This is a genomic window from Pseudomonas sp. D1HM (assembly GCF_019266105.1).
Classification (GTDB): domain Bacteria; phylum Pseudomonadota; class Gammaproteobacteria; order Pseudomonadales; family Pseudomonadaceae; genus Aquipseudomonas; species Aquipseudomonas taetrolens.
The window spans coordinates 565849-577854 of sequence record NZ_LRMN01000003.1; the positions used below are offsets into that span (position 1 = coordinate 565849).

General features: G+C 58.5%; 14 protein-coding genes. 6 read left to right on the forward strand and 8 right to left on the reverse strand.

The features are described 5' to 3' along the window. The first annotated feature begins 22 nt into the window (after positions 1-22). The 5 genes from AWM69_RS05810 to AWM69_RS05830 all read left to right on the forward strand — a co-directional run bounded on the left by AWM69_RS05810 (position 23) and on the right by AWM69_RS05830 (position 3527). On the forward strand, positions 23-1516 hold the full coding sequence (locus AWM69_RS05810) for an RNA polymerase factor sigma-54 (protein WP_048378566.1): 1494 nt from the start codon (positions 23-25) through the stop codon (positions 1514-1516). Positions 1517-1592: 76 nt separating this feature from the next. After that, positions 1593-1901, forward strand: coding sequence for a ribosome hibernation-promoting factor, HPF/YfiA family (gene hpf, locus AWM69_RS05815; RefSeq protein WP_016781796.1), 309 nt, complete (start codon positions 1593-1595; stop codon positions 1899-1901). A 12-nt stretch (positions 1902-1913) separates the two neighbouring features. After that, on the forward strand, positions 1914-2378 hold the full coding sequence (gene ptsN / locus AWM69_RS05820; protein WP_048378565.1) for a PTS IIA-like nitrogen regulatory protein PtsN: 465 nt from the start codon (positions 1914-1916) through the stop codon (positions 2376-2378). A 2-nt stretch (positions 2379-2380) separates the two neighbouring features. Beyond that, positions 2381-3238: an RNase adapter RapZ gene (rapZ, locus tag AWM69_RS05825; protein WP_131655049.1), complete on the forward strand. Its 858-nt coding sequence runs from the start codon at positions 2381-2383 to the stop codon at positions 3236-3238. Between the two features lie 16 nt (positions 3239-3254). Next, positions 3255-3527 carry an HPr family phosphocarrier protein gene (locus tag AWM69_RS05830; RefSeq protein ID WP_131655050.1) on the forward strand — a complete coding sequence of 91 codons (273 nt, stop codon included), beginning with the start codon at positions 3255-3257 and terminating at the stop codon, positions 3525-3527. Positions 3528-3669: 142 nt separating this feature from the next. Here the strand turns inward: AWM69_RS05830 and AWM69_RS05835 are convergent, their stop codons facing one another. The 6 genes from AWM69_RS05835 to pmbA form a co-directional block, all read right to left on the reverse strand. Continuing rightward, positions 3670-4563, reverse strand: a complete 894-nt coding sequence (locus tag AWM69_RS05835) for a ZIP family metal transporter (RefSeq protein ID WP_131655051.1) — start codon at positions 4561-4563, stop codon at positions 3670-3672. 27 nt (positions 4564-4590) lie between these two features. Continuing rightward, entirely contained in the window at positions 4591-5202 is a 612-nt protein-coding gene (locus AWM69_RS05840; RefSeq protein WP_131655052.1) for a superoxide dismutase, read from the reverse strand. Between the two features lies 1 nt (position 5203). Beyond that, the gene (locus AWM69_RS05845; protein ID WP_218725960.1) at positions 5204-5653 is read right to left on the reverse strand and encodes a DUF2753 domain-containing protein; all 450 of its coding nucleotides are present in this window, start codon (positions 5651-5653) and stop codon (positions 5204-5206) included. A gap of 27 nt (positions 5654-5680) precedes the next feature. Beyond that, positions 5681-7057, reverse strand: a complete 1377-nt coding sequence (locus tag AWM69_RS05850) for a lyase family protein (RefSeq protein ID WP_218725961.1) — start codon at positions 7055-7057, stop codon at positions 5681-5683. Next, complete coding sequence (locus tag AWM69_RS05855) at positions 7050-7445, reverse strand: FagA protein (RefSeq protein WP_131655055.1); 396 nt, start codon at positions 7443-7445, stop codon at positions 7050-7052. Before AWM69_RS05855 ends, AWM69_RS05850 begins: the two co-directional genes overlap by 8 nt. 164 nt (positions 7446-7609) lie before the next feature. Then, entirely contained in the window at positions 7610-8956 is a 1347-nt protein-coding gene (gene pmbA, locus AWM69_RS05860; protein WP_131655056.1) for a metalloprotease PmbA, read from the reverse strand. Between the two features lie 107 nt (positions 8957-9063). On the opposite strand from pmbA, the gene yjgA reads away from it, so the two are divergent. Further along, positions 9064-9585, forward strand: a complete 522-nt coding sequence (gene yjgA / locus AWM69_RS05865; protein ID WP_048378556.1) for a ribosome biogenesis factor YjgA — start codon at positions 9064-9066, stop codon at positions 9583-9585. A 44-nt stretch (positions 9586-9629) separates the two neighbouring features. On the opposite strand, the gene tldD is transcribed toward yjgA, so the two are convergent. After that, positions 9630-11072, reverse strand: a complete 1443-nt coding sequence (gene tldD, locus AWM69_RS05870) for a metalloprotease TldD (protein ID WP_218725962.1) — start codon at positions 11070-11072, stop codon at positions 9630-9632. Positions 11073-11133: 61 nt separating this feature from the next. Continuing rightward, complete coding sequence (locus AWM69_RS05875) at positions 11134-11982, reverse strand: carbon-nitrogen hydrolase family protein (protein WP_131655057.1); 849 nt, start codon at positions 11980-11982, stop codon at positions 11134-11136. Positions 11983-12006: the final 24 nt, after the last annotated feature.

Sequence of the window (12006 nt, forward strand, 5' to 3'; positions counted from 1 at the left end):
AATAAGGTGTAAAGCCCCTGCCATGAAACCATCGCTAGTCCTGAGAATGGGCCAGCAGCTGACAATGACACCTCAGCTGCAACAAGCCATACGCCTGCTCCAATTGTCGACCCTGGACCTGCAACAGGAAATCCAGGAGGCCCTGGAATCAAATCCGATGCTCGAACGCCAGGAAGAAGGCGAAGACTTCGACAATTCGGACCCTATGGCCGACAACATCGAGCAAAAACCCAACAACGATATTCAGGAACCTTCCTACCAGGAATCCGCCCCTACCGTGGACAACCTCGAGGAAGGCGAATGGAATGACCGCATTCCCAACGAGCTGCCTGTCGACACCGCCTGGGAAGACGTTTATCAGACCAGCGCCAGCAGCCTGCCAAGCAATGACGATGACGAGTGGGACTTCACAACCCGCACCTCTGCCGGTGAAAGCCTTCAGAGCCACTTGCTGTGGCAATTGAACCTGGTACCGATGTCCGACACTGACCGACTGATCGGTGTGACGCTCATCGACTGCATCAACAACCAAGGCTATCTCGACGAAACACTCGAAGAAATCCTCGAGGCGTTCGACCCGGAGCTGGACATCGAGCTCGATGAAATCGAAGCTGTCCTGCACCGCATCCAGCAATTCGAACCCGCTGGTATCGGTGCGCGCAGCCTCGGCGAATGCCTGCTGCTGCAACTGCGTCAGCTGCCTGCCAAAACACCTTGGCTGAACGAAGCCAAGCGCCTGGTCACCGACTACATCGACCTGCTCGGCGCTCGCGACTACAGCCAGTTGATGCGCCGCATGAAGCTCAAGGAAGACGAGCTGCGCCAGGTCATCGAACTGGTACAAAGCCTTAATCCTCGCCCCGGCTCGCAAATCGAGTCCAGCGAAGCCGAGTACGTGGTACCTGACGTTATCGTGCGCAAAGATAACGAACGCTGGCTGGTGGAGCTCAACCAGGAGTCCGTGCCACGTTTGCGCGTCAACCCGCAATATGCCGGTTTCGTCCGTCGCGCCGACACCAGTGCCGACAACACGTTTATGCGCAATCAGCTACAGGAAGCACGCTGGTTCATCAAAAGCCTGCAGAGCCGCAACGAAACCCTGATGAAAGTGGCGACCCAAATCGTCGAACATCAGCGCGGCTTCCTGGAGTACGGCGACGAGGCCATGAAGCCTTTGGTGCTGCATGACATTGCCGAAGCCGTAGGCATGCACGAGTCCACGATCTCTCGGGTTACCACACAAAAATTCATGCATACCCCGCGCGGTATTTATGAGTTGAAGTACTTTTTCTCCAGCCATGTCAGCACCTCCGAAGGCGGCGAATGCTCGTCCACCGCGATCCGTGCCATCATCAAAAAACTGGTTGCCGCTGAAAATCAGAAAAAGCCGTTGAGTGACAGCAAGATCGCTGGTTTACTGGAGGCACAAGGTATTCAGGTCGCCCGTCGCACCGTCGCCAAGTATCGCGAATCCCTGGGAATCGCGCCTTCGAGCGAACGTAAGCGTTTGATGTAAGCCACGGGTTACAGCGTTTCAGTGGCAGGCTGCTCAGCCTGCCACTTTATGCAATGGCATCAAAAGGAGAAACTGTATGCAAGTCAACATCAGTGGACACCAACTGGAAGTCACCGAACCGCTGCGCGCTTACATCGGCGAAAAACTCGACCGACTGGAACGCCACTTCGACAAGATTACCAACGTACAGGTGACGATGGCGGTCGAAAAACTGAAACAGAAAATCGAAGCCACTCTGCATATCCATGGAGGGGAAGTCGTTGCCAACGCCGAGCATGACGACATGTATGCGGCAATTGACCTGCTCACTGACAAGCTTGATCGCCAACTGAAAAAGCATAAGGAAAAGACCCAAAGCCTGCTCCAGGGCGCGACCGGTCGTTAATACTCCCTACCCATGATTCGACTTGAAAATATCCTGACCCCCGGCCGTTCCCTCGTGAACGCGCCGGGCGGCAGTAAAAAGCGCGCACTCGAACAAATTGCCAACCTGATCAGTCGCGAAGTGCCTGATCTCGAAATGCAGGATGTTTTCGAGAGCCTTATTGCCCGTGAAAAACTCGGTTCCACCGGTTTTGGTAACGGAATTGCAATCCCCCATTGCCGTCTCAAGGGCTGCAAGTCGCCAGTCAGCGCCTTGCTGCACCTCGACGCCCCTATAGATTTCGACGCCATCGATGGCGCGCCGGTCGACCTGCTTTTCGTTTTGCTGGTACCTGAAGCGGCAACCGATGCACACCTGGAACTGCTCCGGCAGATCGCCAGCATGCTCGATCGTAAAGACGTGCGTGAGAAGCTGCGCGCCGCATCCAGCAACGAAGCGCTGTATCAGGTTGTTCTGGACGTACAGAACGGTCATTAATCATGCGCTTAGTTATTGTCAGCGGACGCTCCGGCTCCGGTAAAAGCACTGCCCTCGCCGTCCTTGAAGACAACGGTTTCTATTGCATCGACAACTTGCCTGCCGGCTTGTTGCCCGAGCTGGCAGAGCGTGCGCTGATCCACACCGAGCTGGCACAGCCGCTGGTGGCCGTGTCGATTGATGCGCGAAACCTGCCGAGCCATTTGTCGCGTTTTCCGCAATTGCTTGAGGAAGTGCGCAGTCGGCATATCCAGTGCGATGTGCTGTATCTGGATGCCGACGAAGAAACCTTGCTCAAGCGGTTCTCTGAAACCCGTAGACGTCATCCGCTGAGCAGTGCCAGCCGTTCTCTGGCCGAAGCGATTCGCGACGAAACGCAACTGCTGGGGCCGATTGTCGACCTTGCAGATCTCACCATCAACACCACCAACCTCAACCTGTACCAGTTGCGCGACACGATCAAGTTGCGCCTGCTGAACAAACCTGAGGCCGGCACAGCCTTTTTGGTGGAATCGTTCGGCTTCAAGCGCGGGATGCCGGTGGACGCCGATCTGGTGTTTGATGTGCGCTGCCTGCCCAACCCGTATTGGAAACCCGAACTGCGGGAACAATCGGGGCTGGACCAGCCCGTCATCGACTATCTGGCAGCCCAACCGGATGTCGAAGAGATGTTCCAGGACATCTCCAGCTATCTGCTCAAGTGGCTGCCGCGCTTTGCCGCCAGTAACCGCGCCTATGTCACCATTGGCATCGGCTGCACCGGCGGTCATCACCGCTCTGTCTACCTGACCGAACGACTCGGCAAATGCCTGCAAGAAACCCTGAAGAACGTCCAGGTTCGCCACCGCGACCTTACTTGAAAGGATTTATCCCGCGATGCCTGCTCTGGAAATAGAAATCATCAACAAACTGGGCTTGCATGCTCGCGCATCCGCCAAGTTCGTGGGCATCGCCGGGAAATACCCCTGCCAGATTCAGGCAGGCCGCTCGCCGGAATCCATGGTCGACGGTAAGAGCATCATGGCCATGATGATGCTCGCTGCTGGCAAAGGGACCACCATTCATCTCAAAACTGAAGGTGAGCAAGAGCAGGAAGCGCTGGAAGCGCTGGTGGCATTGATCAACAACTACTTCGATGAAGGCGAGTAATCGCTGAAACGGTCTCTGCAGGAACAAGCGTACTCGCGATGGTTCTGTGTAATGGCTGAATCGCAGTGATCTTGAAACCCTCAAGAGCAATCGAGCGTCGTCCGATTGCTCCTGCAGGTTCAGATCATATAGCCGGTTTTTCCTACCCCAATGCCGTGTCCATCACCATCATCAGACAAAACCCGACACACAGCCCCAGACTCGCCAGCTTTTCGTGGCCATTGCGACGCGACTCCGGAATGACCTCCTGTGTCACCACCAACAGCATCGCGCCTGCCGCCAGGGCCAGCCCCAAGGGCAACAGCACCTCGGCAAGGTTTACCAGCCATGCGCACAGCACCGCAAACACAGGCTCAACCAGACCTGACGCCGCGCCCACCAGAAAGGCCCGGACCCGCGACATTCCCGCGCCCGCCAGAACCAACGCGATCACCAGCCCTTCCGGAACATCCTGAAGCGCAATCCCCATGGCCAGGCTATCGGCATCAGGCATGCCGCCACCCGCCGAAACCCCGACAGCCATACCTTCCGGAATGTTGTGCGCCACAATGGCAATCACGAACAACCAGATACGCGGAGCAATAACAGGCTCCCCCGGGCGGCTGTTCAACCCTTGCGGTCCGGCCCCGGACACCTTGAGATCCACCAGAAACAGAAAAAACGCACCCAGCAGGATACCTGCGCTGACCAGCCCGCTTGAGGCCCAGGAGGACAGCCCCAGATTTTCAGCCGCTGCAATGCCTGGCACGATCAAAGAAAAGGCGGTGGCAGCCAGCATGACGCCCGCGCCGAAGCCCAGCAACGTATCGCTGACAGCCATCGGCATTTTACGTATCACCAGCACCGGTACCGCCCCGAGTGCCGTTCCCAGCGCACAGAGAGCACCGCCCTGAAGCGCGCGCAACATCCGCGGCTCAAGATCCAGCCAGACCAGCCCCTTGGCAACCAACAAGGCCGTGCCCGCCAACAGCAAGAGCGAGCCCAGGGCATAACGAAACATCCGTACACCGCCGACCGCTAATATTTGCGTGCCCATAATCCGCCTGAATCCTTTTGAGTGGGCTTAGGCCATCGCAGCCTGATAACGACGCGCCACTTCTGGCCAATTGATCACACTGTAGAACGCATTGATGTATTCGGGACGACGATTTTGATAACGCAGATAGTAGGCGTGCTCCCACACATCCAACCCCAGAATCGGCGTATTACCGTTCATCAGGGGACTGTCCTGGTTGCCACTGCTTTCGATCACCAGCTTTTTTTGCGGAGTCACGCACAACCACGCCCAGCCGCTACCAAAACGGGTCAAGGCCGCCTTGGTGAAGTTCTCCTTGAACGATTCCAGCCCACCCAGTTGCTCATCGATGGCCCTGGCCAAGGCGCCTTCAGGCTGACCTCCGCCCGCAGGGCTCATGACCTCCCAAAACAGCGAATGGTTAGCATGCCCGCCACCTTGATTGATCACGGCAGCACGCAGTTGCTCGGGCAACTGATGAACACTGGCGACCAGCTTCTCGACAGGCCATTGCGCCCACTCGGTACCTTCGACAGCGGCATTGAGGTTATTGATATAGGTCTGATGATGCTTGGTGTAGTGAATTTCCATGGTCTGCGCATCGATATGCGGTTCAAGCGCGTCATAGGCATAAGGCAAGACTGGCAAGGTGTAAGTCATTTCAATGGACTCCCGGGTGATGGCCACTGACCGTTGAGAATTCGTGGCAGGCCTGAGCCACGTTACGTTTGAGCAAAAGACTGGTGCGCGGGTATTCGCCGTGCTCGCTGATGAAATTCAACAATTCAACATAGGTTTTGCTGCTCTGGCGCAGTGCTGCTTCACGCAATGCCGGCGCCAGTCGGGGGTTCTGCAGGGTCTGCAACAAACGCTGATGAATCGCACACAGGTACTCGACACTCTCCTCCGGCTGATTCAACCGCAAGTGCAGATCCGCCAGGTTGTGATGGGAAATCACACACGCGGCGACGGCTTCATCGGCATCACTCCAGCGCTCGAACAACACCTGCGCCAATGCAAGCGCCTGTAAGTAATGTTCTCGCGCATCAACCAGCTCGCCCTCGGCGAAACAGCGATTGGCTCTTTCGATCGTGCGTTTCCAGTGTTCCATGTGCGCCTCCAAAGCAGTGTCGATGCGTTAAATACCGCCGGCTGTCAGCTTCTCGGGATCCAGCAGAACCTCAAGCTGGCTGCGTGGCAGGTCGGTGTATTCCTCGGCCACATCAATCACCGGACGCCCTTGCTGATAGGCAGCCTTGGCAATTTCAGCGGCTTTTTGATAGCCAATGATCGGATTCAGCGCAGTCACCAGAATCGGATTGCGCGACAACGCCTCCTTGAGCTTGCCCTCGTTGACCTTGAAGCTGCTGATGGCTTTGTCAGCCAGCAGACGGCTGACGTTGGCCAGCAACTCAATGCTGCTTAGCAGATTCTGGGCAATCACCGGCAGCATCACGTTCAACTCAAAGTTGCCCGACTGGCCGGCCACGGTAATGACCGCGTCATTACCGATAACCTGCGCTGCAACCATCGCCGTGGCCTCGGGAATCACCGGATTGACCTTGCCCGGCATGATGGAAGAGCCCGGCTGCAAGGCCTCGAGCTCGATTTCGCCCAGACCTGCCAGCGGGCCGGAGTTCATCCAGCGCAGGTCGTTGGCGATCTTCATCAACGACACGGCCGTGGCCTTGAGCTGCCCTGAGACCGACACCGCGGTGTCCTGCGAACCAATCAAGGCAAACAGGTCTTTACCAGGCGTGAAGATGACCCCGGTCAAGGTGCTGAGCTGCTGGCTGAACAACCCGGCGAACTGCGGGTGTGCATTGATACCGGTGCCCACCGCCGTGCCACCCTGGGCCAGCGATTGCAGCGCAGGCTGCAAGTTCTGCAAATGCTCAATGTTGGCCTTGAGTTGCTGCGCCCAACCGTTGAGCACCTGGCTCATGCGCACGGGCATGGCGTCCATCAAATGGGTGCGGCCGGTCTTGACGTAGACGTGCACCTGCCCGGCCTTGTGCTCGATCACCTGCACCAGGTGGGTCAAGGCCGGCAATAATTGCTCATGCAAGCCCAAGGCTGCACTCACATGAATGGTTGTCGGGATGATGTCGTTACTGCTTTGCCCGCAATTGACATGATCGTTGGGATTGACCAGCTCACCCAGGACACGCGTGGCCAGGGTGGCAATCACTTCATTGGCGTTCATGTTGGAACTGGTGCCGGAGCCGGTCTGGAAAATATCCACCGGGAAGTGCTCCATGAAGTCGCCGGCCAGCAGAATCTGCGTAGCCTCTTCAATGGCCTGGCCCTGCGCCTCACTGATTTGTCCAAGTTCCACGTTGGCCCTGGCGGCGGCTGCCTTGGCCAGGATCAGCGCGCGAATGAACTGGCCAGGCATGCGTTGATGACTGATCGGGAAGTTGATCACTGCACGCTGGGTTTGAGCGCCATACAGCGCTGCTTCAGGCACATGCAATTGGCCCATGCTGTCACGTTCGATACGAGTGTTACTCATCAGGAAATCCTTGCACCGGTTCTGTTAAACAAATCGAAGGATCGAGTTCGCACGTTGCCAACTGCCAGGCGAAGCTTTGCCAGCGTTTAAGTCGACAGGCACATAGCGCTTGGGTTTCGATGTCACGCAACGGACGCCAGGCATGATCCAGGCACACGTTGCGCCATTGCCAGGGCAGCGCAGTATCCGTCGCGGTGTCGAGTAACAGCCGAAAAGACGTTACGGCTATCGTCCAGGGAGAAGTGGCCGTATAGCAGGCAAGGTAGCGGCCTTCGGCCAGGTAATGCGCAATCAGGCGCGGCTCGTCCGGAACGATCGCGCAACGGATCTGGCGACTCATCCAGCGCCAGCTTTCCAGATACGGGTCTTCATGCAAGACAGAACTCATGACACAAGCTCACTCGATAATGAGTCTCATTATTAAGCGATATCCATTATCAACACAACCCTGCTAAAGGCCACCCCCCTTCACTCCCCCGTCGGTCGTTTGCCAGCCACAAAAAAAGGCGTATCACCCTTCAGGTGATACGCCTCGATTACCGCGCAGGGGTGTCAGCTGCCTGCGACCGTCATCCGCTCGATCAACACCGAACCCGTGCGGATGTTGCTGCGCAGCTCAAGGTCATTCCCGACCGCGACGATCTGTTTGAACATGTCACGCATGTTGCCAGCGATCGTCACTTCCTGGACCGCGAACTGGATCTCGCCATTCTCGACCCAGAAGCCGGCAGCACCACGCGAATAATCGCCAGTGACCATGTTCAGGCCGCTGCCCATCAGCTCAGTGACGAACAGCCCGCGATCCATGCGGCGAATAAGTGCCGCCTGGTCTTCGTCGCCGTGGGTCACGAACAGGTTGTGCACACCGCCCGCGTTTGCGGTGCTTGGCATGCCCAGCTTGCGGCCGGAGTAGGTGCTGAGGATATAAGACACCAGCTCGCCGTCCTTGATGAACGGCTTGGCGTAGGTTGCCAGGCCATCGTTATCGAACGACGAGCTGCCCAGGGCGCGCATCAAGTGCGGGCGCTCGTCCAGCGTCAGCCATTGCGGGAAAATCTGCTGGCCCATGGCATCCAGCAGGAAGGACGACTTGCGGTACAGGTTGCCGCCCGAGATAGCCCCCAGGAAGCTGCCGAACAGACCGCCGGCCAACTCCGCCGAGAACAGCACCGGCACTTCACACGTAGGTACCGGACGGGCTCCCAAACGGCGGGCAGCGCGCTCCGCCGCACGCCGGCCGATGGTGGCGGCGTCCATCAGCAGCTCACCCTGGCAGTTCACGTCATACCAGTAATCGCGCTGCATTTGCCCGCTGTCTTCAGCGATCATCACGCAGCTCAGGCTGTGGCGAGTCGACGCCGAACCGCCGATAAACCCATTGCTGTTGCCATACACACGGCAACCCTGGTGAGTACTGAGCGTGGTGCCGTCGGCATTTTTGATCCGGCTATCGGCGTCGAATGCAGCGGCTTCACAGGCCAGCGCCTGTTCAATGGCCTGCTCCGGGGTAATGTCCCACGTGTGGAAAACATCAAAATCTTTCAGATCGCGGGCCATCAGGTCCGGATCAGCCAGACCCGAGCTTTCGTCTTCCGAGGTGTGCCTGGCAATCGCCAGCGCCGCAGCAACGGTTTCACGGATCGCATCGGGCCCCGTGGCCGACGTGCTGGCCGAGCCTTTGCGCTGGCCCACATAGAGGGTGATGCCAAAACCTTGATCGCGGTTGAATTCCACGGTCTCAACTTCTCGCTGACGCACCGATGTCGACAACCCCTGTTCCAGCGACACCGCCACTTCACAAGCGCTGGCGCCTTGGCGCCTGGCTTCGGCGATGATTTGCTCGACCTGCTCCTGCAGTGCCGGCAGGGCCTGCGGGCCGACGCTTTCTACTGCACTCATGGTTTTCTCCACTCAAATTCTGTTTTCGGCAGGGCCGCCGAGCGACCGGGCCGGACAAGCGGCCCCCGACTGGTTATCATGGCGGCGTTTCTTTGCGGACTGCCACCATGGTTGATTCTTACGACGACGCCTTCGACGGCGAAAAAAGCAAATCGCAGGTCAAACGCGAGCTGCATGCTCTGGTTGATCTGGGCGAGCGTCTCACGACACTCAAGCCTGACTTGCTGAACAAAATGCCTTTGACCGACGCACTGCGCCGGGCGCTGGCAGATGCTCCAAAACACACGGCCAATATTGCGCGCAAGCGCCATATGATGTTCATCGGCAAGCTGATGCGCGATCAACCGCTTGACGAAATTCTTGCTTTGCTCGAACAAGTGGATGCCTCTTCTCGCCAATACAACGAACGTTTCCACGGCCTCGAACGCTGGCGTGACCGCCTGATCGAAGGCGATGACGATGTACTGGAAAAGTTTGTCGCCGAGTTCCCTGAAGCCGATCGCCAGCAATTGCGTTCGATCGTGCGTCAGGCAAAACACGAGCTGGCACACAACAAGGCACCGGCTTCAAGCCGCAAATTGTTCAAGTACATCCGAGGGCTGGACGAGACTCAACGCGGTCTGCGTTAAATCTCGTACATGGACGGGATGCCTCGCATCCCGTCCGACCCTCATCACCCGCCCGTACCGCCTACAGTAATTGCATCTATCTTCAGCGTTGGCTGACCGACACCCACCGGTACCGACTGCCCATCCTTGCCGCATGTGCCCACGCCGCTGTCCAGGGCCAGATCGTTACCGACCATCGATACCTTGCTCATCGCTTCCGGCCCGTTGCCAATCAGGGTCGCACCCTTGACTGGACGCGTGATTTTGCCGTCCTCGATCAGGTAGGCCTCGCTGGTGGAAAACACAAACTTGCCGCTGGTGATATCGACCTGACCGCCGCCCAGATTGGCGCAGTAGATGCCTTTTTTCACCGAGGCGATGATTTCTGCCGGATCACTTTGGCCGCCGAGCATGTAAGTGTTGGTCATGCGCGGCATCGGCAGGTGCGCATACGACTCGCGACGACCATTACCGGTACGGGCCACGCCCATCAGCCGTGCGTTGAGCTTGTCTTGCATGTAGCCCTTGAGCACGCCGTTCTCGATCAAAGTGGTGCACTCGGTTGGCGTGCCTTCATCATCCACACTCAACGAGCCACGGCGACCGGCCAGTGTGCCGTCATCGACGATGGTGCAGAGTTTGGAAGCAACCATTTCGCCCATACGACCACTGTAGGCCGAACTGCCCTTGCGGTTGAAGTCGCCCTCCAGGCCGTGACCCACCGCTTCGTGCAATAACACACCGGACCAGCCCGAGCCCAGTACCACGGGCATGGTACCCGCCGGAGCCGGCACCGCTTCCAGGTTGACCAGCGCCTGACGCAGCGCCTCACGGGCATAGCCCATGGCACGGTCTTCCGCGAGGAAATAACGGTAGTCGGTACGCCCGCCTCCGCCATGTCCGCCGCGCTCGCGACGACCATTCTGCTCAACGATGACACTGACGTTGAAACGCACCAACGGCCGAACATCCGCCGCCAGGCCTCCGTCGGTGGAAGCCACCAGAATCCGCTCCCACACACCGGCCATGCTCACGGTGACCTGCTGGATGCGCGGGTCGAGCGCACGGGTTGCAGCATCTACGCGCTTGAGCAGCTCTACTTTTTCCGCGCGGCTGATCACTTCCAGAGGGTTGTCCGGCGCATACAACTGGGCCACGTCCTGGCTGGTGAACGCCTGGACCGTGCCGTGTTGCCCGGCGCGGGAGATCGAGCGGGCCGCACGGGCCGCCAGGCCCAGCGCGTCTAACGTGATTGCATTGCTATAGGCGAAACCGGTTTTCTCGCCGGATTGGGCACGTACACCCACACCCTGATCGAGGTTGAAGCTGCCTTCTTTGACGATGCCATCTTCCAGTGCCCAGGATTCAGAAATCTGGCCCTGAAAGTACAAGTCGGCGGCATCGATCCCCGGGCCGGCCAGATCGCCCAATACTGATTGCAGGCTTTCGAGGGTGACACCCCCCGGTGCCAACAGGTGTTCGCTGACTGAGGTCAACAACTCGCTCATATTCACTCCGTCTTGGCCCCTGCTTCAGCATCTTTGAGTGCTGAACCCACGGGCCTGAAAATTAGTCCTGCGTTGCAGGTCGCTGCGCGCCCTGCGAAAAAAAGCGCCGATGACTTACCACCGGCATGCGAGCCCTGATGGCCGCCTGTTCAACTGCGTCACGCTCGGCCAGCAATACACCCTCGCCTTGCGCCTGCCCGGCCAGTACCCGGCCCCAAGGGTCGATGATCGCGGCGTGGCCCCAGGTTTCGCGTGGCCCGGGGTGAACACCACCCTGGGCTGCAGCCAGCAGGTAGCACTGGGTTTCGATGGCACGTGCACGGATCAGCACCTCCCAATGCGCCGCCCCGGTCACGGCTGTAAACGCCGAAGGTGCGGTAATCAACTCGGCTCCCGCAGCCCGCAACTCACTGTACAGCTCAGGGAAGCGCAGGTCATAGCATACGGTCAGGCCCAGCTTGCCGACTGGCGTATCAGCGACCACCACCTGCTCACCTTGAGCATAGTCATCCGATTCCCGGTAACGGCCACGATTATCGGCCACATCCACGTCGAACAAATGCAGCTTGTCATAGCGGGCAACGCATTCCCCGTCGGCGTTGACCAACAAAGAACAGGCGTTAACCTTGGCCATGGGTTGATCAACCGGCGGCAGCGGTAATGTGCCCGCGACTATCCATAACTTGAGGTCGCGAGCCGTGTGTTTCAACCACGGCAGGATCGGACCTTCACCCAATGCTTCGGCCCGGCCTATATCGGCGATATCACGCCGTCCCATGGCAGCGAAGTTTTCAGGCAGCACGGCCAGCTGTGCGCCGCCCTGCGCAGCCTCTTCAAGCAAGCGCCGGGCCTGCCTCAGGTTGGCCAGAACATCACTCTGGCTGACCATTTGAATCACTGCGAGAGACATGACGCGCTCCTCAAAAGACCGGGC

Coding starts and splice junctions, on each gene's coding strand:
- hpf (WP_016781796.1), top strand. CDS start 1,593: ATGCAAGTCAACATCAGTGGACACCAACTGGAAGTCACCGAACCGCTG.
- tldD (WP_218725962.1), bottom strand. CDS start 11,072: ATGAGCGAGTTGTTGACCTCAGTCAGCGAACACCTGTTGGCACCGGGG.
- AWM69_RS05855 (WP_131655055.1), bottom strand. CDS start 7,445: ATGAGTTCTGTCTTGCATGAAGACCCGTATCTGGAAAGCTGGCGCTGG.
- pmbA (WP_131655056.1), bottom strand. CDS start 8,956: ATGAGTGCAGTAGAAAGCGTCGGCCCGCAGGCCCTGCCGGCACTGCAG.
- AWM69_RS05810 (WP_048378566.1), top strand. CDS start 23: ATGAAACCATCGCTAGTCCTGAGAATGGGCCAGCAGCTGACAATGACA.
- yjgA (WP_048378556.1), top strand. CDS start 9,064: ATGGTTGATTCTTACGACGACGCCTTCGACGGCGAAAAAAGCAAATCG.
- AWM69_RS05835 (WP_131655051.1), bottom strand. CDS start 4,563: ATGGGCACGCAAATATTAGCGGTCGGCGGTGTACGGATGTTTCGTTAT.
- AWM69_RS05875 (WP_131655057.1), bottom strand. CDS start 11,982: ATGTCTCTCGCAGTGATTCAAATGGTCAGCCAGAGTGATGTTCTGGCC.
- AWM69_RS05850 (WP_218725961.1), bottom strand. CDS start 7,057: ATGAGTAACACTCGTATCGAACGTGACAGCATGGGCCAATTGCATGTG.
- AWM69_RS05830 (WP_131655050.1), top strand. CDS start 3,255: ATGCCTGCTCTGGAAATAGAAATCATCAACAAACTGGGCTTGCATGCT.
- AWM69_RS05840 (WP_131655052.1), bottom strand. CDS start 5,202: ATGACTTACACCTTGCCAGTCTTGCCTTATGCCTATGACGCGCTTGAA.
- rapZ (WP_131655049.1), top strand. CDS start 2,381: ATGCGCTTAGTTATTGTCAGCGGACGCTCCGGCTCCGGTAAAAGCACT.
- ptsN (WP_048378565.1), top strand. CDS start 1,914: ATGATTCGACTTGAAAATATCCTGACCCCCGGCCGTTCCCTCGTGAAC.
- AWM69_RS05845 (WP_218725960.1), bottom strand. CDS start 5,653: ATGGAACACTGGAAACGCACGATCGAAAGAGCCAATCGCTGTTTCGCC.